We start from the raw sequence: 20,611 nt of genomic DNA, 5'->3' as shown, positions 1-20,611 counted from the left end.
ACGCCGAACGGCTCGGCGCCGACGTACGCACCGCGCTGGCCGACGAGGCAGCGGCGTGACAGTCGACCCCGCGGAGGTCACCGAACTCGTGCGTGACTACCTGGCCGCCGCACGCGCCCTGGTCGCACTGGACCAGCGCTACCAGACGCCGTTGGCCGCGCTGCCGCACTCGCCGACCCCACCGACTTCCCGCCCGGTCTCGGCGAACCGCACGACGCCGTGCGGACTTCTTCTACGAGCACGACAACTACTTCGACCGACTGGACGCCGCCGCCGAGTTGCGGGCGCGTGCCGTGCGTCTGTATCGCGAGTCGACGGTGGGGTCCGCAGCGATCCGCCGGCTGTGGTCGCTGGTGTCCATGCCCAAAGGCATGGCTTTTCGTGGCTTGGTGGCGGTGTCGGCGTATCAGCTGGGCCGAGGCGGACATTCCAGGACTACGATCGAGTTTCCGGCGAATAGCCGCAGGTGCGGATGCCCGGCGAAGATCTGAACTGCCTCGTCGTGCGAGTCCGCCTCCACAATGGTGTAGCCGGTCATGGCGTCGGTAAGGTCCTCGACCCCTTGCGCCGTGATCAGCTTCTTCGCGTTCAATGGAGCGCCGGGGTCGATGAGAGCTTTCTCGTTGGCCTGCGCCCATGACGCCCAGGCGTGGATGAACTCACTTTGGCGCTGTTCGGTGAGTTCGGCCTTGCCGACCTCATCAGCCGCGCCGTTGAAGAGTGCAAGAAATCGACCCATCCCAACATGATATCTGGCGGCCTGCTCATGCTGCCGAGCCGTGATCACGCTCCCCGGCTGGAGTACAAGCGCGGCCAGCTGACGCAACAAGGATCCGCAGCCGCGAGCATCACCGCCAGTAGGTAGGGTGACCTGCTGAAACGCGCCCGATGCGAGGGCAGGGTGCGGTAGCTCCGCTGTGTTGGGGTAGCTGGACCTCCAACTGCTTACACACCTCCGGCACGGCGGCGCCCTGGCCGATCAGCTTCTCGCCCTCGCGCAGCTTGCGGATGATCTGCTCCAGCGTGTGCCGTCGTCGGGTACCCATCGTGATGATTCCTCCTGGCCCCATCCTGGGGCATCGGGCTCTCACAACAGGTGGACCACTTTCCGGGGACCCAGTCACAACGTCCCGGCGTCCTACGGGTTCCCCTGTCGGCTTCATGACATCGGCGGCGCGGCTCAGGCCACGGGCACCCGCCGGGCGCGACCCGCGATCCATGCGGCCACGACCGTGGCTACAGCGAAGGCGACGAGCATCACGACGACGTAAAGGTTGACGCCCGCCGACGAGGGTGCGGAGCTGCCGGTGATCGCGGTGGCGCTCAGCACGCTTCCACCGACAATGTTCAGCACGACCGCGCCGACGCCCAGCATTACCTGCACGAGGGCGGCGACGACGCCCTGCTTTTCCTCGCTCACGAGCGTCGTCGAGAGGTTGAAGCCCGAGGTCACCACCGCGCCTGTGGTGAATCCGAGGAGACCGGCGCAGATGACGGCGGGCACGAACGATGCGGTCGAGAACAGGAGGCCGAGGGCCGAGATCGTGCCGATGAGCATGCCGCCGACGAGCGTGCGCGCGGGGCCGATGTGACCTCCCAGCCATCCCGCGAGTACTCCGCCGGTCGCGGCACCGAGCGCCGGCGCCGCGAACAGGAGGCCGAGCGTACCGCTCTCACCCGCGAGACCGTAGCCGAGGCCGTTGGCCGGCGACGTCTGTCCGATGATGCCCATCAGCTGCAGAAGTGCCTGGTAGGCGCCGGTGCCGAGCATCACGACCAGCAGTGTCGCGATTACGGGGCGCGTCAGCATGCGCAGATCGACGGCAGGCTCGGGGATCCGCAGTGCCGTGAACGCCCATGCCACCAGCAGCACGGCGCCCAGGACGAGAAGGAGGATCAGTCCGATGTTCGTCCAGCCCACGGCGGGGCCGAGACTGATATAGGAGAGTGCTCCGGCGAGACCGAGTCCGAGCAGGAGGGTGCCCGCGACGTCGACACGACCACGTGCGTGCACGGGCGACTCGGGCAGGAACACGCGCACGGCGGCCGCGGCCACGAGTGCGAGCGCGGCGGACAGCACGAACACCGCGCGGAAGTCGAACGCCTCGACCACCGCTTCGAAGAGGAAGGGGGACGCGATCCCGAGGATCGCCGACCCCGAGGTGACGATGCCGACCGAGGTCATACCCACGCGGGCGGGAAAGACCTGGCGGATGTACACGACAGTGATGAACACCGAGCCCACGGCGGCTCCCTGAATGACCCGGCCGAGCAGGAAGATTCCCACGTTGGGCGCGACGAGGCACACGAGTGCGCCGACGCCGCCCACGAGGAGTGCGAGCACCAGCACGCGACGTTTGCCGTAGACGTCAGCGCTCTTGCCCAGGAGCGGCGCCCACATCGCGCCGGCGAGGATCGCGCTGGCGTTGAGCCAGGCGCTCTGGTCGGTGCCGAAGAACTCCGCCATCTGCGGCAGCACGAGCAGCGGCGCGACTATGACGGTGTCGACGAGCGTGTTCGCGACGATGAGGATCGCGACCCACCACACGATCCGGGCGCTCCATCGACCGTCGTCTCGGGCCGAGAACTGAAGGGGGCTCGCGGTTGTTTGAGTCATTGTCCACTTCCAGGAGTCGGGTACGACGCCTTCTGCGCCGAAGATTTCGGTCATTGTTGTGTGCAGTAGTTCCGGTGCGTCGAAGATGCAGGAACTGGGCACTCATCACCTACGTGGCGCAGTAATCCTCACTCTCACCCAAAAGCGCGAGCGAAAAGGCAATTGTTGGCTGCGGGTTTTCGGAAGCCGTCGCGCGACGGATAAGGTCGGGAGGCGTCGAACGGAGGGCCAGGGCGCATGGCTGGGGACGGATCACGGGCGCGTCGCCCCGGCGGGCGAACGCGTCAGGTCACCGAACGGCTGTCGGCTGCAGCGTTCGACATCCTCGCCGAGAAGGGCGTCGACGGACTGCAGTACGAAGAGCTCGCCGCCCGCGCAAAGGTCGGGCGCGCGACGGTCTACCGACGGTGGCCGAACCGAGATGATCTCCTGCGCGACGTGCTCGCCCGGTTCGCCGAGGCGTCGGTGCCGATCGCCGACACCGGCGACGTCGTCCACGACCTCACGACATTCCTGCATGCATTCGCGGAGGCCTCTGCCACGCCGACGGGTCGTGCAGTCCTGCAGATCCTCCTCCGGCGCGTCGACGAGGGAGACGGGCTGCACCGCATGGGGCTCGAACTCCTCGATCGTCGCACCGACGACCTGCAGCGGCGCCTCGACCAGGCAACCGAGGCCGAGCAGCTACCGCCCGTCGAGGCGCCTTTCGTCAACATGATGCTCGCGGGCCCCGTGCAATGGTTCGTCCTGCGCCGGTCGCGCCCCTTCACGCTCACCGACGCACGCGAGATCGTCGAACTCGTCGTAGCCGGATTGTGGCGGGATCACCGCCTCTGAGTCTCGTAATCTTCGTCGACCGACCAATCAGCGTCCTTTCCCTGCGATGTCGGTCCGGATGCGCGCGGTCGCTCCTCTTAGGGAGATAAGTTGTCTCATTAGCGGGCGGGTACGGCTCGCTCCGACGAAGGGACTCACCATGGTGGACACGTCGAGCTTCGGATGGGATGGCTATGTGGCCCCCACGCCCCTCGAGGAGTACTCGCGGCGCTACGCCGACTTCTTCGAGATGCGCCGAGAGGACGGCATCCTCGAACTACGCCTGCACACGGACGGCGGACCGTACGTGCACAACTGGGCCGCCCACAACGCTTGGAACCGCGTATGGCAGGACGTGGGGAACGACCCCGAGAACCACGTGCTTATCATCACGGGCACGGGAGAGACCTGGTTCCGGGGCGACCCGCGACAGACCTGGCCCAAGCCGCTCGTCGAAGAGACGCCGGACTACATCTTCCAGCAGACGATCGACGCGTGGAAGCTGATCGAGAACTTCGTCAACAACATCGACATCCCCACCATCGCGGCGGTGAACGGGCCCGGGATCCACACCGAGTTCGCGCTCATGTGCGACGTGACGCTCGCGGCAGAGGACGCCGACTTCATGGACCCCCACTTCATGGTCGGTACGGCACCAGGTGACGGTCTCGCACTCGCGCTGCAGCACCTCATGGGCACGAAGCGCGCCGCGTACGCCATCTACGGCGGGACATCGATTCCCGCACGGAAGGCGCTCGAGTACGGGCTCGTCAGTGACGTGCTGCCCCGTGAGGAACTCGTACCCAAGGCATGGCAGCTCGCGCGCGACATCATGAAGCGCCCTCGGTTCGCGCGCTGGGCGACGCACAACATCCTCAACCGCCCGTGGCGCAAGCTCGTCGCCGAGGACTTCGGCTTCCACTTCTCGCAGCAGTCGCTCGCCACGGTGGCGTCGAAGGCGCTCATTCCCGACCCCGACCTGGTCGCCGACGCCCGCCAGCGCAAGGTCTGGTAACGCGGATGACGGGAGGCGAAGCGTCGCGTGTCTCCACCGGCGACGGAGTGACATCATTCCGCGTCGAGGGCGCCGGGCCTCCCCTCGTCCTCGTTCACGGGCTGCAGGTGGGGCAGGAGCTTTTCGCCGAACTGCGGCCGCACCTCGTGTCCGCTTTCACCGTGATCACGTATGACCAGCGGGATCGGGGCGAAACCGCCTTCGCACCGGTGCCCTACACGACCGACGATCTGGCCGATGATCTCGCCGCGCTGATCACGGCGCTCGGATTCTCGCGCGCGCACGTTCTGGGAACGTCGTTCGGCGGGATGGTGGCGCAAGCCTTCGCGCTGCGTTATCCCCACCTTCTCGACACTCTCGTGCTCGGCGCGACCTCGCAGGCCCCGTTCCGACCCGAACGGCTCGCGGGCCCCGTGGTGGGGCTTCTGGGCGCGCTCGAGGCCGGCGACGACGAGAAAGCCCGTGCTCTCCTCGCGCGGATGGCGCCAACGGTCGCCCCCGCCACGGGGGATGGCGGCCGCCAAATCGCGCCCGCCCGCAACGACGCGCTCATGCGTCGCTTCGCGGCGACGCGTGCCTTCGACACCCGCGGGCGTCTGGCTGCGATCGTCGCGAGAACCCTTGTCGTGCACGGACGCGACGATGCGATGGTGCCGATCCAGGATGTGCTGTCGATGGCGGGGGAGATCGCACACGCCGATGTCCTCGTGCTCGCGGGGGCCGGTCACGCGTGGGAGAACGACCAGCCCGCGCGCGCTGCCAGCGCGATCGCCGCGTTCCTGGCGGACACGCGGTGACCACAGCCGCACGTGGTGACTGCAGCCGCGTGCGGTGACGTGGCGCCGTGACGTGGCGCCTCAGGTCACCGTACGCGCTGCCCGCCGAGGCTCACGTGGCGGATGCGGTCGCGCAGTCCCCGCAGGTCGTCGAGGCGGCCGTCCACCACGACGAGATCGGCGAGCATCCCCGGGGTGATGGCACCGAGGCCGTCCTGCCGGAGCAACGCCGCAGCACTCGAGGTGGCAGCCCGCCACGCGTCCTGCGGTGTCATCGACGATGCCTCGGTCATGAGCTGCAACTCGTCGAGGTTGCTCGCCGAGGGGTGGGCGTAGGGCGGGGAGTCGGTGCCCATCGCGATCTTGACGCCCGCGTCTACCGCTCGAGCGAAACTCGCCCGGTGCGCCTCGAGAGCCTCACGCGCGAGTGCCAGGCTCCCGGCGGGGATCGGCACGCCGCGGTCGGCAGCGTCGACGATCGCTCGGGTTGCCGAGAGGGTCGGCACGAGCCAAGCGTCCGCGCGCAGCATGAGATCTATCGCCTCGTCGTCGAGGTGATACCCGTGCTCGATCGAGCGCGCCCCGTGTCGGAGCGCCGCCTTGATCCCCTCGGTGCCCTGTGCGTGCGCAAAGAAGTCGGTCCCCGCGGCGGCTGCCTCGGTGGCGATCACCTCAAGCTCGTCGTCGCGGAAGTGCGTGTGTCGCGGATCGTCCCCCGGCGACATGACGCCCCCGGTGGTTGCGATCTTGATCGTGTCGGCCCCCGCGCGCAGCACCTCTCGCACACCGCGGCGCACGTCGTCTACTCCGTCGCGCACCGCGCGCGGCCGCCCGGGGTGCGGCATCATCATCGACATCGAACGGCTACCGCCGGAAGGGAGGTGCAGATCGCTGTGGCCTCCGGTTTGGGACAGCATGACGAGCGCGATCTGCAGGCGCGGCCCCTCGATGAGCTTCTGCTCGATCGCCCGCTTGACGCCCAGGTCCGCACCGGCTGCATCGCGCGCCGAGGTGATCCCCTGATCGAGGAGGAGCGATAGATTGCGCAGAGCCTCGTAGTACTGGAGAGAGAACGGCTCCTGTTCGGCACGGGAGATGTTGAGGTCTCGCACCATGACGTGCACATGGCAGTCGAACAGCCCGGGAACGATCGACATCTCCGAGCAGTCGACGACGTCATCGCCGTCCAGGCCGGTTCCGACGTCGACGATGCGGTCACCGCTCACGGCGACGTCGACCCGCGAGGTCGAGGCTCCGTCGAACACGGTACCTCCCGCGAACACCGTGCGCTTCAGCATGTCGACCCTCGGCCCGTCAGCACTTGCCCCGTCAGCACTCGACCACGTTGACGGCGAGGCCACCCAGCGCCGTCTCCTTGTACTTGTGGCTCATGTCTGCGCCCGTGTCGCGCATCGTCGTGATCACCTGGTCGAGCGAGACGCGGTGCTCGCCGTCGCCCCACAGGGCCATTCGCGCCGCGTTGATGGCCTTCGACGCGGCGATCGCATTGCGTTCGATGCACGGGATCTGCACGAGCCCGCCGATCGGATCGCACGTCAGGCCGAGATTGTGCTCCATCGCGATCTCGGCGGCGTTCTCGACTTGGCGAGGGGTCCCGCCCATGATCTCGGCCAGTCCCGCAGCCGCCATCGACGACGCCGATCCGACCTCCCCTTGGCAACCGACCTCGGCACCCGAGATCGAGGCGTTGGCCTTGTACAGGGTGCCGATCGCCGCCGCGGTGAGAAGGAACCGCTCGATGACCTCTTCGCGAGCGCCCTCGGCCGTCGATCGACCCGCGGGCGTGTAGTGCAGCGCGTAGTAGAGCACGGCGGGCACGATGCCCGCCGCCCCGTTCGTCGGCGCGGTTACGACCCGCCCGCCGCTCGCATTCTCCTCGTTCACGGCGAGGGCGATGAGGTTCACTCGCTGCTGCCAGTGCTCGCCGTCGTGGTCGGGATCCTCCGCTGCCAGCCGCGCCGCCCAGTCGCCCGCCCTGCGGCGTACCTGCAAGCCGCCGGGCAGCACGCCCGCGCGACCGATGGACGAGCGCACGCACGTTTCCATGACGTCCCAGATGTGCTTGAGGTCCGCCCTGATCTCGTCGTCCGAGCGTCGGGCGCGCTCGTTCTCGCGCATCACGTCGCTCACCGCGAGGCCGGTCTCGTCGCACACGGCGAGAAGCTCCGCCCCCGAACGGAACGGCAGGGGAGGCGTCTGCGGCTCGGGCTGGTCGGCAGAGGATTCGTCGCCTTCGCGCACGATGAACCCGCCGCCGACCGAGAAGTACGTCTCGCTCGCGAGCTCGTCGCCGGCGGCGTCGACCACGGTGAACGAGAGGGCGTTGGGGTGCCGGGGGTGTACGGTCAGCGGGCGCAGGACGAAGTCCTCCATCCGGCAGGGGACGGGGTGTCGCCCGCCGAGGGAGACCATGCCCGTGCGCGTGATCTCGTCGAGATGCGCGGTGATCTCGTCGGGCGTGATCTCGTCCGAGCGTGCGCCGGCCAGCCCCAACAGGACGGCCGTGAACGTGCCGTGACCGGCACCCGTCGCGGCGAGGGAGCCGAAGATCTCGACGCGAACCTGTGCCACCTGCTCGATGACGCCTCGCTCGCCGATCAACCCGACGAACTCGGCAGCGGCCTTCATCGGGCCGACGGTGTGCGAGCTCGACGGGCCGATCCCGACCGTGAACAGATCGAACACCCCGACGGCTGGCTGCGCGTACGTCATGGAGCGGCACGATACGTTGTGTGATCGCCAACCGCATCGGGATGCAGATTCACTGTTGGGATGCCCCTATCCGTGCAGTAAAGATGTCGGCAGAGGAACCATGACGCCGGTTGCCATACCCTGCGCGTTCACGTGCATCCCCTCCTTCTTCAAGCTGCGCAGCACCACCGAGCGGTCGGCGATGGACACGCCGTGGACACTCTCCTCGATGGCGACTTCGAGTCGCTGGACGTCGGCGAGGGTCTTCATCCACACCGACAGCACGAGGTTGTAGGGACCGATCGTCGAGACGGCCAGACGCACTTCGCTGAGGCGCGTGATGGCCGATCCCACCCGGTCCGCCATGGCAGCCGGCACCCGCAGGAAGTACCACGCGTGAACGGGCCAGCCCGAGTGTGCGCGCGCGATCTCCGTGCGCACGACGAGTCGCCCGCGGGCGCTGAGCGTCGTGAGAGTCTCGCGGATCCGCCGCTGCCCGATCCCCAGACTCCTCGCGATGGCGGCGACTGTCGCGCGTCCGTCATGGCCGAGGATCTGCAGCAGTTCGTGCTCCAACTGCGCATCGACGCGGGCGCGCGTAGCCATCGAAGACACGACCGTGCGTTCGACGGCCGTGGCTTCACCTGCCGACAACGCCCGCAGACGCCACTGGCCCGCGTGGGTGAACGGCGACGAGAGGATGTGCGTGCGGGTGGCGCGCACACCCTCGAGCCGACGCAACCGGCCCATGATGTACTCGCTCAGGCCGTTCAGGTCGGCGGCACCGACCATCACGAGGAGATCGCGCCCTCCGGCGGTGTGATCGACCGTGAACGCCTCGGGGTCGGCAGCGAGTGCGCTCGCGATCTGTAAGGTCGCGCCAGGCTCCGCTCCGACCTCGAGGATGGCGGACGGTCCGCGTGCCTCGGCGCCAGGGTGACCAGCGACCCACGCCAGCCCGTCCTCGGTCAGTCGCTCCCAGCGGCGGGCGAGCGTGACCGAATCCACTCCGATGATCGGGGCGATCGCTGCCCAGCGAGCCCGCGGGTTGATCTGGAGTGCATGGATCAGTCGCCGATCGGTCTCATCGAGACTGTGAACCTGCGTAGAACCCTCGCGTGTGTTCATGAACCTGCACCTTAGGCCCTCGCGCTGCCGCACCGAGCCACCGTGGTGCATTCTCTGAGACACCGTGTGAGGAGCCGCCAATGCAGCGAAGACTTCCGAGAGCTCGCTCGACGTTCGGCGTCGTGGGCTTCCTCGTCGTCATGGAGTTCGGCAGCGGCGCGCTCCAAGGCTGGTTCTCGCCGCTGCTCGCTGCCATCGGTCAACAGTTCGACGTCGGCGCCGGCGCGCTGAACTGGGTGAACGCGATGTACATGCTCATGACGGTCGCGTGCGTACCCATCCTCGCCAAGCTCGGCGACATGTTCGGCCACAAGCGCCTCCTCGTCGTGGCGTCCACTCTCGTGGCCGTCGGTTCTTTCGTCGTCGCGTTCGCGCCGAGCTTCGAGGTCTTCCTTCTCGGCCGGGCGCTGCAGGCCCCGCTGGCGGCATTCCTCCCGCTGGAGTTCGCGATCGTCCGCGCGCGAGACGAACGGTCAGCGAGCAAGAGCATCGGCGTCCTCGTCGGCGCCCTCACCCTCGGAGCCGCCGTCGGCTCGCTCCTGTCAGGACTCCTGTTCGGCGCGATCGGCGACCTCGGCATCGTCCTGCTGATCCCCGCGGTGTTCATCGCGCTGTGCGTGCCGGTCGTCGTGCTGCTCGTCCCCGAGACGACGGTGCGCAGACACGGACGCGTCGACGTGATCGGCGCGATCCTGCTCACGGCGGGTCTCCTAGCCGTGCTGACCGGTGTCTCGAAAGCCGGCACGTGGGGCTGGTTCGACCTGCGCACGATTGCCCTGATCCTGGGCGGCACCGTGCTGCTGGCGCTCTGGGTGTTCGTCGAGCGCAGGATCCAGGATCCACTCGTCGACCTGACGATGCTCACCCGCGATGGCATCGGGCTGCCGATCATCGCATCGGTGCTCTTCGGCGCACAGACCTACGGCGGGCAGACGGCGAGCTTCCTCTGGCTCCTCGGCGATTCCGCGCGCGACGGCTACGGACTCGGAATCGCGCCCGCGACCGCCGGCGCGATCATCGTCCTGTACGCGCTCGCGGCGTTCCTCGGCACGCTCATCGGTGATCGCCTCGCACGCAGGATCTCGGCGCCGCGCGCAATCGCGCTCGCGGGAGTAGTCGCAGCCGCGAGCTTCGCTCTCATGATCTGCTTCGCGGCGGTGAGCGCGCTGTTCATCACCTCCATGGCGATCGGCGGGGTCTCGGCGGGCGTCCTTCTCGCGGTCCTTCCGGCCGTCGTCGTGCGCAATGCGCCGGCGGACTCGGTGGGGATCGCCTCGGCACTGTTCAACACGGCACGCACGGCGGCGGGGGCGGCGGCCGGTGCGGTCTTCGCGCTCGTCATGACTCTGTTCGTGACAGCGAGCACCGCCGACGCCACGACCGATGCCCAGTCGACCCCGCTGTCGTTCTTCGCCGTGTGGGCCATCTGCCTCGCAATAGCTCTCGTCCTCGCGGTCGTCGGGCTGCGGATCCGGGTCACAACGCCCGCCGCCGCGCCGCAGTCCGCACCAGACCTTCCCACCGCCCAGACGATCGAGGACCGATGACCATCGCACCACAGCAACCTTCCGACCACGCGACCGATGAGATCCGCGATGCCGTGCTCGCCTCGCGGGCGGCATGGGAGGACTCGATCATCGCCTTGAGTGCCGACATCCACCGCAATCCCGAACTCGCGTTCGCCGAGCATCACGCCGCCGCGCGCGTGGCCGGCACCCTCCGTGCAGCCGGATTCACGACGACCGTAGGAGCCTTCGGGCTCGCCACCGCGGTCGATGCGACCTACGGTGAGGGCGACATCACCGTCGCGATCTGTGCCGAGTACGATGCGCTTCCCGGCATCGGACATGCGTGCGGTCACAACGTCATCGCCGCGGCCGGTGTCGGAGCTGCGATCGCGCTCGCGAGCGTCGCCGACGCCATCGGCCTTCGCGTGAAGCTCCTCGGCACTCCGGCCGAAGAGCACGGCGGCGGGAAGATCCTCATGCTCGAGGCCGGGGCGTGGGACGACGTCGACTTCTCGCTCATGGTGCACGGCGGCCCGGGGCACGACCTGCGCTGCGCCGACGTGCGTACCCAGGCCGTCGCGCGGTTCGACGTGTCCTTCCGAGGCCGTCCAGGTCACGCGGGCGCACCCAGCCCCGACGGGGTGAACGCCGCGAACGCCGCGACGATCGGCCTCGTCGCGCTCGGACTCCTGCGGCAGCACTTGCCCGACGGCACGCGGGCCAACGCATTCGTCTCCGAGGGCGGCGAAGCGACGAACATCATCCCGTCGGCGACGCGCGTCCGCGTCGAAGTGCGTGCGGACACGCTGGAAGCGGTCGAGACCGCGCGACGCCGGATCCTCGCGTGCTTCGAGGGCGGCGCCGTCGCCACGGGATGCGAGTGGAGCTGGGAGGACGCCGCGCCGACCTACGCGGATGTCGTGCAGAACCCCGTGCTCGCCGGCGCGTGGGATCGCAACCTCGCCGTGATCGGTCGCTCGCCGCAGCCGTACGCGGGGGCGCCGGGCGGATCGACCGACATGGGCAACGTCTCGCACGCCGTGCCCGCGATCCATCCGCTCATCGCGATCGAGGGTTGCGCCTCGGCACCGCACACGCCGGCGTTCACGAGCGACGCGATCGGCCCGGCCGCCGACCGCGCGGGGATCGACGGCGCGCTCGCCATGGCGCTCACGGTCGTCGACGCCGTCGCGCACTTGCGTGCGAGGCGGACGCTCGGCGCGGAGGGTACGACGGTCGGCGGGGGAGCGATACCACGGTCGGTGACGAGCGATACCACGGGCCGATGCCGCGCAGACGATCGATCTCAAGGATTGAAGACATGATCGTCAGCCAGAACCTCACGAAACGCTACGGTGAGAAGACCGTCGTCGACGACCTCTCGTTCACGGTACGGCCCGGTGTCGTCACGGGATTCCTCGGACCGAACGGCGCCGGAAAGTCCACCACGATGCGCATGCTCGTCGGCCTCGACAGGCCGACCCGCGGCGAGATCACGGTCGGCGGTCGGCGGTATCAGGATCTTCCCGACCCTGTGCGGCACCTCGGTGTCATGCTCGACGCGCGGTCGGCGAATCCCGGCCGCACAGCGCTCAATCATCTCCTCGTCGTGGGGGAGACCCACGGCATCGGGCGCGCCCGCGCACACGAGGTGCTCGAGATGGTGGGCCTCGGCGCCGTCGCCGACAAACGCGCGGGTGGCTTCTCGCTCGGCATGAGCCAGCGACTCGGTATCGCTACCGCGCTCATCGGCGACCCGACGACACTCGTCCTCGACGAGCCGGTCAACGGCCTCGACCCCGACGGGGTGCTCTGGCTCCGCCACCTTCTCGTGCGACTCGCCGTAGAGGGGCGCACCGTCTTCCTCTCGTCGCACCTCATGAGCGAACTGTCGCTGATCGCGGAAGACCTCGTCGTGATCGGTCAGGGACGCCTGCTCGCCTCGGGCACCGTCGACGACGTCATCGAGTCGGTCGCACCGCAAACAACCCGCGTCGTGACGCCCGATGCAGGGCGCCTCGCCGATGCTGCGCAGAACAAGGGCATCGACGTTCGCCGCGCGGACGACGACACCCTCTTCATCGGCGGGTGCACCGCACGCGAGGTCGGAATCATCGCGGCGGCCGAGGGCGTCACGCTCTACGAGCTCGTCACCGAACGCGCCTCGCTCGAGGAGGCGTTCATGCACATCACCCGAAACGCCGTCGAATACACGTCCCACGAGGAGGTCGCCGCATGAGCGCCGCACTCGCCGTTTCCGCCCCCGCGACGCTGCAAGCCGGGCACCGCATCACGTCAGCCGGACTCCTGCGCTCGGAGTGGCGCAAGCTCTGTTCGATACGGTCGCTGTGGATGACCCTGACAGCCGCGTTCGTTCTGACGATCGGCCTGTGCGCGTACATGGTCATCGACGGCACGACACTCGGCGGCGCGGACGGCGCGCACATCCCATTCGGCTGGACCGGCATCTATCCGGTCGGGATGCTCGTGCTCGTCGTGTTCGGCGTGCTGAGCGTCAGCACCGAGTACGCGAGCGGGTCGATCCGCACGAGCCTTACGGTCGCCCCACGACGTACAGGGGTGATGCTCGCAAAAGCCGCCGTTGTCACGGGGATTGCCACCATGCTGGCGGTCGCCACGACCGTCGCACTGTACCTGCTGCTCCAGGTCACACGTACGGTCCCCTCGGCCGTGGGGATGTCGCTCTTCGATCCCGAGATGTTCTGGGGGGCGCTCGGCGGCACGCTCATGCTGCCGTATGGCGCACTGTTCGGCGTCCTGCTGGGATGGCTCTTGCGCAACGCCGCCGGTGCGATCTGCCTCTACTTCGGGCTCTTCCAGATGGGGCCGCAGATCCTGCCTGCCTTCCTCCCCGAGCAAGTGGCCGGAGTGACCGACTACATGCCCCTCGCGGCGATCAACGTCATGCGATCGGGAGGACTCACCACCGAACCGTACGGTACCGTCCCTGCGATCGTCGTCCTGGTGACATGGCTGGTGGTGCTCGGCGGCATGGCATGGCGGCGTCTGAAGAAGTTCGATGGCTGAGACGGGAAGGCGAGCGTGAGGCGACTGCGGGCACGGGTGCGGACGTTCGACGCCTCCCACCCGCTGCCGTGGGACATTACGCTCGCACTCCTCGTCACGGTCGCTTCCGTGAACGCCTCCATGGGCCTCCGGCCCGTGGAGGCGCCCTTCCTGCTCGTCGCGTGCGGCGCGGTCGTGTTCCGTCGCCGGGCGCCGCTGCCGGCGCTCCTGGTTGCGGTCGTCGCGCTCGGCGTAGGCGTCGTCGTGTGCGGACTCATCGGGGAAGCTCCGCCGTGGGCCTACCTCGCGGTATGGATCCTGCTCTTCCACGTGGGGCTACGTGGCACGCGGGTGCTCGTGCCCGCCGCGTTCCTCGCGGGTGCGGCGGCGCTCGTCGCGTTCATCGGTGCGGCAGAGTTCGGTGAGATGGCACTCGACGCACGCTGGACGGCGATGCTGCCGGTCGCCGCCATGAGCGCGGCCGCCCTGCTTGCCGGATCGCAGATGCGCGGCGCCCGTGAGGATGCGAAACGGCACCGCGAGGAGGCGACGCGGGAGGCGGTTGCTGCCGAACGGTCGCGGATCGCGCGCGAGATGCACGACCTCATCGGACACGATCTCTCCGTCATAGCGTCGTTGTCGGCGGGCGGCCAGGCCGCGGCGCGTTCTGCGCCGGACGATGCCGAACGCGCGTTCGTGGCGATCGGCGAGGTGAGTCGCGCATCGGTCGGCCAGTTGCGGCACGTGCTCCGGCTCCTGCGCACAACCGAAGACGATTTCGTTCACCCGCTCACGCCGCAACCCGGTCTGGCACAACTCGGGGCACTAATAGAATCGGTGCGGCGCGCGGGTTTTCGCATCGACGACGAACGTCACGGCGATCTTGCAGCGCTGCCGCCCGGGCACCAACTCGCCGTGTTCCGGCTCGTTCAGGAGGCCCTGACCAACACTATGCGTCACAGCGGCGCAGGATCCGCCGCGTCGGTGCGGATAGCGATCGATGCGGAGGAGGTCGTCGTGTCGATTGCCGACCGCAGCGCCGTGCCGGAGATCGACCGGCCCGGCGTCTCGAGCGACGGACACGGCATCATCGGCATGAGGGAACGCGTCGATGCGCTCGGCGGCACACTGGAAGCCGGTCCGACCGTTGTCGGATGGCGCGTGCGCGCAACGATTCCGCGGGAAGGACGTGACCGTTGAAGGTGCTCCTCGTCGACGACCAGGCGCTGCACCGCATGGGTATGCGGATGTTCCTTGCAAGCCAGGACGGCATTCAGATCGTGGGCGAAGCGGCGGACGGCGATGACGCCGTCCGCCAGTCGCTGAGCCTTCGCCCCGATGTTGTCGTGATGGACGTGCGGATGCCGGACGTCGACGGCATCGAGGCCACGAGACGAATCGTGGCGGCCACCTCCGACGTGCGGGTGCTGCTGCTGACTACCTTCGACCTCGACGAATACGTGATCGAGGGGCTGGAGGCGGGAGCGAGCGGCTTCCTCACGAAAGACGCCGAGCCCGGCGACATCCTCTCCGCGCTCCGAGCGATCGCCGCCGGTGACGCCGTGATCGCACCGAGCGCCACGCGACGACTGCTCGGCCGACTCACGAGCGGCCCATCCCGGCAGGCGGCGGCCGACTCATCGGTGCGGGCCTCCGTCGCGAAACTCACCGCCCGCGAACATCAGATCCTCGTCGAGATCGCCTGCGGAGCGACCAACTCCGAGATCGCTGCACGGCTGCACCTCGCCGAGTCGACCGTCAAGAGCAACGTGGGTCGCATCTTCACAAAGATCGGGGCGCGCGACCGCGTGCACGCCGTGATTCTCGCTCTCCGAGCGGGCGTCATGTCCCCAACCGCCGAAGGAACACCCCTCGCCTCCCGAGGCAGACACCGTTTGCACCCCGTAAGAGACGAGCACATCTGGCAGTAACGATGCCTCGAGGCGGCAGGTAATGATGCGGCAGGAGAGCTACAAGATCAGCCGCCCGTCTTGCTGCCACCAACAACGGCACTTCTACCCCAAGCCCCACAAGTCAGGCACCGTCACGACTTTGCCAGGGCCCTCGGGAACACCCACTGGGCGGCACTGGCCTGGCCAGGGTGTGCAGTGAGCACGCAGGGTGGCCTCTTCCTGGGAGTACTGGGACCAGGCTGTCGGCGGACGGGATACCTACCGTGGTCGACATGGCGAATTCGAGACCAGGGGCTCTGTTCAGCGCGGCGTGCGGCGTCCTGTTGCTCGCGGGTTGTTCCGCCGAGGCAGGCAGCGGTGGTGCCGCCTCCGACGACGCGGCGCCGCACGGCGGTCCGGCGTCCACGCCTTCGGCGACTGCCGCACAGACTGCGACGCCACCGGCGGGGGCCCGTGACGTGTCGCCGCACCCGTACGTCGGGATGTGGGTGACGGCCGACGGCCACATCCGGCAGATGCTGCTGGCGAACGGCCGGTACGACGAGGCCCGTGGCGGGCGGGAGAGCGCCTACACGGGTTCGTACCAGGTCGTCGGGACCCGGATCGAGTACGTCGACGACACCGGATTCAGCGCGGACGGCACCTTCGACGGGGATGTGCTGCACCACGCGGGATACGTCTTCTACCGCGAGGGCAGCGACGCGCATCGGCAAGCTAGGGAGGAACGATGATGAAAGACAGTGCCACGCAGCACAGCCGGCGGGTGCTCCTGACCGCAGGAGTCGCCGGTGGACTGACGGCCCTGGCCGGGGCTGGCGCGGCCTCGGCGGCCCCGGCCGAGCGGGCCGGCGGGCGCGGCCCCGGGAAGCCGGGCGAGGAGGGCCGCAACCGGGCCGCGGTGTTGCGTGCCTTCGCGCGGCAGAACGCGGGTGGCGACATCTACGAGATCCTCCACGACGACGTCCGATGGACGATCGTCAACGGTCGCACCTGCACCTCCAAGGCCGAGTTCCTGGCGGAGGGGTCGGCACCGATCCTGGACCGGCTGGCGTCGATCCTCAGGATGACGATCAAGGACATGTGGACCGACGGTGACACCGTGATCATCCGGTTCGAGGGTGACGCGACGGCCACCGACGGCGTCGACTACCACAACGAGTACTGCTGGATCTGGCAGATGCGAGGCGGCAAGGTGGTGCGTTGCCACGCCTTCCTGGACATGATCGCGGTGCGGGAACTCATCGAGCGCGTCGAGCTGCCCTGAATCGGCGGTACGAGCCCGGGGTCAGCGAAGCCAGCGACTGACGGCCAGGGTGCCCAGCAGCCGCAGCGCCTCGGCGCTGCGGCTGTGCGGCTCCGCCCGGTACACGATCAACTGCTGGCCGGGCGCGTCCCGTACGTCGAACGCGTGGTATGACAGCGTCAGTTCGCCCACCGCGCCGTGCCGGAACGTCTTCGCCTCGTGCGTCTTGCCCTGCACGTCGTGCCGCCCCCACAGCCTGCGGAACTCCGCGCTCGCCACGCCCATCTCCTCGACCAGTTCCCGCGCCCGCCGGTCGTGCGGGTCATGGCCGAGGGCCAGGCGCAGGTTCGCCACGCACGCCTCGGCGGCGCGACGCCAGTCGGCGAAGAACGTCGTACCGGCCGGGTCGAGGAAGGTCATCCGGACGAGGTTGTCCGCGTCGGTGAAGTCCGCGTAGAACGCGTCGGCCAGCGCGTTGCCGGCCAGCAGGTCGAGTCGCCGGTCGATGACCACGGCCGGGGTGTCCGGCCAGGCGTCGAGCAGTTCGCGCAGGCTCTGCCCGACCTGTGGTCGAGCGGGGGTCGGCGCGCTGCCGGGCGAGAGCCCGGCCAGCCGGAAGAGGTGGTCGTGGGCGTCCGGCCCGAGGTCGAGCGCCCGGGCCACGGCGGCCAGCACCGACGACGACGGGTTGCGCTCGCGGCCCTGTTCGAGCCGGGTGTAGTAGTCGACGCTCACCCCGGCCAGCACCGCGACCTCTTCGCGCCGCAGCCCGGCGACGCGCCGGGTGCCACTGGAGACGAGGCCGACGTCGCCCGGGGTCAACCGGGCGCGTCGGGCGGTGAGGAACGCCCCGAGCGCGGTCGTCGGCATGCCACCAACGGTAACCGTGCGGGCTCCGGCCAGGCAGGGTGCGCCACACCCTGGTTCGGTCCGGCCTGGCTGCCGACTCCGCCGCCGGTGACGGTGGGAGCACGAACCCCAACCCCAGGAGGTACGCCATGAGCAGCCAGATGCTCGACGAGGCGATACTGGCGGAGATCGCCGGGAACACCGGCGACCGGCACCGGCCACTGATGTTCGTCAACGCCGCCATCCACACGCTCGACCCGGTGATCGGTGACTTCCCCGCCGCCGACCTGTTGATCGGCACGAACGAGATCGTCGCGGTCGGCACCGGCCTGCACACCGCGGCCGAGGACGACGGCGCGATCGTGGTCGACTGCACCGGTCTGGCCATCGTGCCCGCGGTAGTCGACGGTGTCGCCCTCGCCGGCCTGCGTGTTCGTCCAGCCGACCGGGTCGGCGCGCTCACTCCCGGAAACCCGGCCACCTTCGCCCTGGTCGCCGGCCCGACCTCCGGCAGGTCCGTGCTGGAGATGATCGTCTGGCGTCCGGAGCAGGCCGCCGCGATCGTCGTCGACGGCGAGATCGCGCTGGTCAACGGCCGCCGACTCACGCCCGCTCCGATCGAGCCCCAGCCGGGACCGAGGTCGGTCGAGAGCCCCTATCTGGGCATGTGGATCGACGAGACCGGTTTCCTGCACCAGGAACTCACCGCCGACGGCCGGTACGACGAAACGCGGGGCGGCCGGCCGCACGCGTACCAGGGGGCGTTCTGGATCGACGGCGACCGGATCGTCTACCGCGACGACCTGGGTTTCTGGGCGTACGGCCGGTTCGTCGACGGGGTGCTTTACCACGCCGGTTACGTCCTGCGCCGCCGGTGAGCGCAGACAGCGAAAGGGGAGCCCGATGATGTTGTTCAGCGGCGGCACGGTCGTCACCATGGACCCGGCCACCGGCGACCTGGAACGGGGTGACGTGCTGGTCCGTGAGCACCGGATCGTCGCGGTTGGCCCGGACCTGCGGTCGCATCCGGAGGCGGCGGGCGCGACCGTGATCGACACGACCGGCCGGATCGTCAGCCCCGGATTCGTCGACACGCATCGGCACGCCTGGCAGGCGCAGATGCGCCGCAGCATCCCGGACGTGACCGACCTGGGGGCGTACGTGATGTCGACGCTGGCCGGGATCGCGCCCGCGTACACGCCGCACGACATGTACGTCGGCACCCGGCTCGCCGCGCTCACCGCCCTCGACGCCGGCATCACCACGATGCTCGACTTCTCGCACAACTCCCGTACGGCAGCGCACTCGGACGCGGCGATCCGGGCGCTGGTCGACACCGGCATCCGGGGCGTACACGCGTCGATGGGACCGCACTTCGGTGAGTGGGACCGCCAGTGGCCCGGCGACCTGGCCCGGTTGTGCGGGGCGTACCAGGGGACGAACGGCGGGCTGGTGACCCTGCGCCTGGCGGCGTTGGCCACCGACGAGATCGCCGGCCCGGCCCTGGCCTACGGGCCGGAGCTGGCGGCCGTCGCGCGCGATCTCGACCTCGGTGTCAGCGTCGACGCGGTGTTCGGTATGCCGTCGTCGGCGGCGATCCTGCGCTGGGCCGCCAACGGGCTCCTCGGCCCGGACCTGACCCTGATCCACGCTACGGGCCTCACCTCGCAGGCGTGGCAGGCGATGGGCGACGCGGGGGTCACCGTGTCGCTGGCACCGACCTCCGAGGCGCAGATCGGCCTGGAGACGGCGGTACCCGCGATCGACGAGGCGCTGGCCGTCGGTATCCGGCCCGGACTCAGCATCGACGTGGAGGTGGCGCTGGCCAGCGACATGTTCACGCAGATGCGTACCCTGCACGCGATCCAGCGGATGCGTGCGGTGAACGCCGCGTACGGCACGGACACCACGCCGGACCGGATCACCTCACGCGACGTGCTGGACTTCGCCACGGCGCAGGGCGCCCGGACCAATGGACTCGGTGACGTCACCGGTTCCCTCACCCCCGGCAAGCAGGCGGACCTGCTGGTCGTCGCCGCCGACGACATCAACACGATGCCGCTCAACGACGCGGTCGGCACGCTGGTGCTCGGGGCCGACGCCCGCAACATCGAGACCGTCGTGGTGGCCGGCCAGGTGCGCAAGCGGAACGGGCAGCTCGTCGGCGTGGACATGGACGAACTGCGCCGGCAGGTGACCGAATCCCGCGACGCGATCCGCAAGGCCGTCGCCGACGATTGATCTCGGCAGTACGACGGAGTCGCGCCCTCGGCGGGCATGGCCTTGGCCGACGCGATCAGGACAGGTGTGACGCAGCCCTGTCCTGGGCCAGATCTCAGCCCGCCCAGGCGCGCCTGATACCCGCGGATACAGACCCAACCTGGCTGCCGCTGGTGTGAACTGCGGCTTTGTCTGCCGCAGCACTGGTCACCGGCATCGGGCAGCGGCAACGCCGCCACGCTCATCTGTCGGCCGCGTACGCCTCCTGGGATGTCACGCCGATGGCGTCGATGCGGCCCCACCGTCCGAGGATGTCGAGCAGTTCGATGCGACCGAACCGTTCGGGCAGTGCCGGCACGACCACCAGATCATCGCCGTAGGGCTCGAGGCCGAGCAGCGTGCGTATCAGCAGCAGGGGCGCTGCGGTGGCCAGGGCCTGTGGGCTGTTCGCCGCGGGTTCCTGGACGGGGTGCCGGGTCAACTCGCGGTCGTAGCCGCCGAAGGCTTCCGGAAGTCGACCCTGGAAGTGCTGGGACGCGTCGATGATTCCCTCGGCGATGCGGCCGGCTTCCTGGTGGAATCCGTAGCGGCGTAGCCCCCAGGCGATGAAGGCGTTGTCGAACGGCCACACGGTGCCGACGTGGTAGCCGAGTGGGTTGTACTGCCCCTCCCCCTGCGCGAGGGTGCGTACGCCCCAGCCGGAGAACAGTTGGGGGCCGAGCAGGTGTTCGGCGATCTTCGGTGCCCGGGATTCGTCGACGATGCCGCTCCATAGCAGGTGGCCGAT

General features: G+C 69.0%; 19 protein-coding genes and 2 pseudogenes. 13 read left to right on the top strand and 8 right to left on the bottom strand.

From position 1 onward, the window contains the following. Positions 1–406 precede the first annotated feature (406 nt). The 3 genes and pseudogenes from AB0I42_RS34400 to AB0I42_RS34390 all read right to left on the bottom strand — a co-directional run bounded on the left by AB0I42_RS34400 (position 407) and on the right by AB0I42_RS34390 (position 2,671). Positions 407–739 (bottom strand): hypothetical protein, encoded by a 333-nt coding sequence (locus AB0I42_RS34400; protein ID WP_357543943.1) that lies wholly within the window; start codon positions 737–739, stop codon positions 407–409. A gap of 193 nt (positions 740–932) precedes the next feature. Continuing rightward, positions 933–1,046 (bottom strand): annotated as a pseudogene (locus AB0I42_RS34395) (IS3 family transposase); the annotation flags it as partial. Positions 1,047–1,180: 134 nt separating this feature from the next. Further along, positions 1,181–2,671, bottom strand: a complete 1,491-nt coding sequence (locus AB0I42_RS34390) for an MFS transporter (RefSeq protein ID WP_357543942.1) — start codon at positions 2,669–2,671, stop codon at positions 1,181–1,183. Positions 2,672–2,854: 183 nt separating this feature from the next. On the opposite strand from AB0I42_RS34390, the gene AB0I42_RS34385 reads away from it, so the two are divergent. The 3 genes from AB0I42_RS34385 to AB0I42_RS34375 all read left to right on the top strand — a co-directional run bounded on the left by AB0I42_RS34385 (position 2,855) and on the right by AB0I42_RS34375 (position 5,245). Then, the gene (locus AB0I42_RS34385; protein ID WP_357543941.1) at positions 2,855–3,454 is read left to right on the top strand and encodes a TetR/AcrR family transcriptional regulator; all 600 of its coding nucleotides are present in this window, start codon (positions 2,855–2,857) and stop codon (positions 3,452–3,454) included. A 139-nt stretch (positions 3,455–3,593) separates the two neighbouring features. Beyond that, entirely contained in the window at positions 3,594–4,448 is an 855-nt protein-coding gene (locus tag AB0I42_RS34380; protein ID WP_357543940.1) for an enoyl-CoA hydratase/isomerase family protein, read from the top strand. Positions 4,449–4,453: 5 nt separating this feature from the next. After that, the gene (locus AB0I42_RS34375; protein WP_357543939.1) at positions 4,454–5,245 is read left to right on the top strand and encodes an alpha/beta fold hydrolase; all 792 of its coding nucleotides are present in this window, start codon (positions 4,454–4,456) and stop codon (positions 5,243–5,245) included. Between the two features lie 65 nt (positions 5,246–5,310). Here the strand turns inward: AB0I42_RS34375 and AB0I42_RS34370 are convergent, their stop codons facing one another. The 3 genes from AB0I42_RS34370 to AB0I42_RS34360 form a co-directional block, all read right to left on the bottom strand. After that, entirely contained in the window at positions 5,311–6,522 is a 1,212-nt protein-coding gene (locus AB0I42_RS34370) for an amidohydrolase family protein (RefSeq protein ID WP_357543938.1), read from the bottom strand. Between the two features lie 31 nt (positions 6,523–6,553). Further along, positions 6,554–7,957 carry an L-serine ammonia-lyase gene (locus AB0I42_RS34365; RefSeq protein ID WP_357529547.1) on the bottom strand — a complete coding sequence of 468 codons (1,404 nt, stop codon included), beginning with the start codon at positions 7,955–7,957 and terminating at the stop codon, positions 6,554–6,556. Positions 7,958–8,023: 66 nt separating this feature from the next. Further along, positions 8,024–9,064, bottom strand: a complete 1,041-nt coding sequence (locus tag AB0I42_RS34360; protein WP_357543937.1) for an Lrp/AsnC family transcriptional regulator — start codon at positions 9,062–9,064, stop codon at positions 8,024–8,026. A gap of 122 nt (positions 9,065–9,186) precedes the next feature. Here AB0I42_RS34360 and AB0I42_RS34355 point away from each other — a divergent pair, with 122 nt between their 5' ends. The 8 genes from AB0I42_RS34355 to AB0I42_RS34320 all read left to right on the top strand — a co-directional run bounded on the left by AB0I42_RS34355 (position 9,187) and on the right by AB0I42_RS34320 (position 16,776). Continuing rightward, entirely contained in the window at positions 9,187–10,611 is a 1,425-nt protein-coding gene (locus tag AB0I42_RS34355) for an MFS transporter (protein ID WP_357543936.1), read from the top strand. Beyond that, complete coding sequence (locus tag AB0I42_RS34350; protein WP_357543935.1) at positions 10,608–11,897, top strand: amidohydrolase; 1,290 nt, start codon at positions 10,608–10,610, stop codon at positions 11,895–11,897. The genes AB0I42_RS34355 and AB0I42_RS34350 overlap by 4 nt, the downstream gene beginning before the upstream one ends. After that, positions 11,894–12,811: an ATP-binding cassette domain-containing protein gene (locus tag AB0I42_RS34345; protein WP_357543934.1), complete on the top strand. Its 918-nt coding sequence runs from the start codon at positions 11,894–11,896 to the stop codon at positions 12,809–12,811. The genes AB0I42_RS34350 and AB0I42_RS34345 overlap by 4 nt, the downstream gene beginning before the upstream one ends. After that, a complete protein-coding gene (locus AB0I42_RS34340) occupies positions 12,808–13,620 on the top strand; it encodes an ABC transporter permease (RefSeq protein ID WP_357543933.1) in 813 nt (270 codons plus the stop codon). The genes AB0I42_RS34345 and AB0I42_RS34340 overlap by 4 nt, the downstream gene beginning before the upstream one ends. Before the next feature lie 108 nt (positions 13,621–13,728). Further along, positions 13,729–14,799 carry a histidine kinase gene (locus tag AB0I42_RS34335; RefSeq protein ID WP_357543932.1) on the top strand — a complete coding sequence of 357 codons (1,071 nt, stop codon included), beginning with the start codon at positions 13,729–13,731 and terminating at the stop codon, positions 14,797–14,799. Between the two features lie 2 nt (positions 14,800–14,801). Continuing rightward, positions 14,802–15,530 carry a response regulator transcription factor gene (locus AB0I42_RS34330; protein WP_357543956.1) on the top strand — a complete coding sequence of 243 codons (729 nt, stop codon included), beginning with the start codon at positions 14,802–14,804 and terminating at the stop codon, positions 15,528–15,530. Between the two features lie 440 nt (positions 15,531–15,970). Then, positions 15,971–16,243: an Atu4866 domain-containing protein gene (locus tag AB0I42_RS34325; protein ID WP_357543931.1), complete on the top strand. Its 273-nt coding sequence runs from the start codon at positions 15,971–15,973 to the stop codon at positions 16,241–16,243. Continuing rightward, positions 16,240–16,776: a nuclear transport factor 2 family protein gene (locus AB0I42_RS34320; protein WP_357543930.1), complete on the top strand. Its 537-nt coding sequence runs from the start codon at positions 16,240–16,242 to the stop codon at positions 16,774–16,776. The genes AB0I42_RS34325 and AB0I42_RS34320 overlap by 4 nt, the downstream gene beginning before the upstream one ends. Before the next feature lie 21 nt (positions 16,777–16,797). Here the strand turns inward: AB0I42_RS34320 and AB0I42_RS34315 are convergent, their stop codons facing one another. After that, positions 16,798–17,625, bottom strand: a complete 828-nt coding sequence (locus AB0I42_RS34315; RefSeq protein ID WP_357543929.1) for a helix-turn-helix transcriptional regulator — start codon at positions 17,623–17,625, stop codon at positions 16,798–16,800. A gap of 128 nt (positions 17,626–17,753) precedes the next feature. Here AB0I42_RS34315 and AB0I42_RS34310 point away from each other — a divergent pair, with 128 nt between their 5' ends. Beyond that, the gene (locus tag AB0I42_RS34310; protein ID WP_357543928.1) at positions 17,754–18,482 is read left to right on the top strand and encodes an Atu4866 domain-containing protein; all 729 of its coding nucleotides are present in this window, start codon (positions 17,754–17,756) and stop codon (positions 18,480–18,482) included. A 25-nt stretch (positions 18,483–18,507) separates the two neighbouring features. Further along, complete coding sequence (locus AB0I42_RS34305) at positions 18,508–19,845, top strand: amidohydrolase family protein (protein WP_357543926.1); 1,338 nt, start codon at positions 18,508–18,510, stop codon at positions 19,843–19,845. A gap of 220 nt (positions 19,846–20,065) precedes the next feature. Here the strand turns inward: AB0I42_RS34305 and AB0I42_RS34300 are convergent. Continuing rightward, a pseudogene (locus tag AB0I42_RS34300) lies at positions 20,066–20,611 on the bottom strand (amylo-alpha-1,6-glucosidase); the annotation flags it as partial.

Origin of the sequence: Polymorphospora sp. NPDC050346 (genome assembly GCF_040655695.1) — a bacterium.
GTDB lineage: Bacteria > Actinomycetota > Actinomycetes > Mycobacteriales > Micromonosporaceae > Polymorphospora > Polymorphospora lycopeni.
Note: the sequence above shows the minus strand (reverse complement) of the source record. Positions and strands in the feature narration are given on the sequence as shown.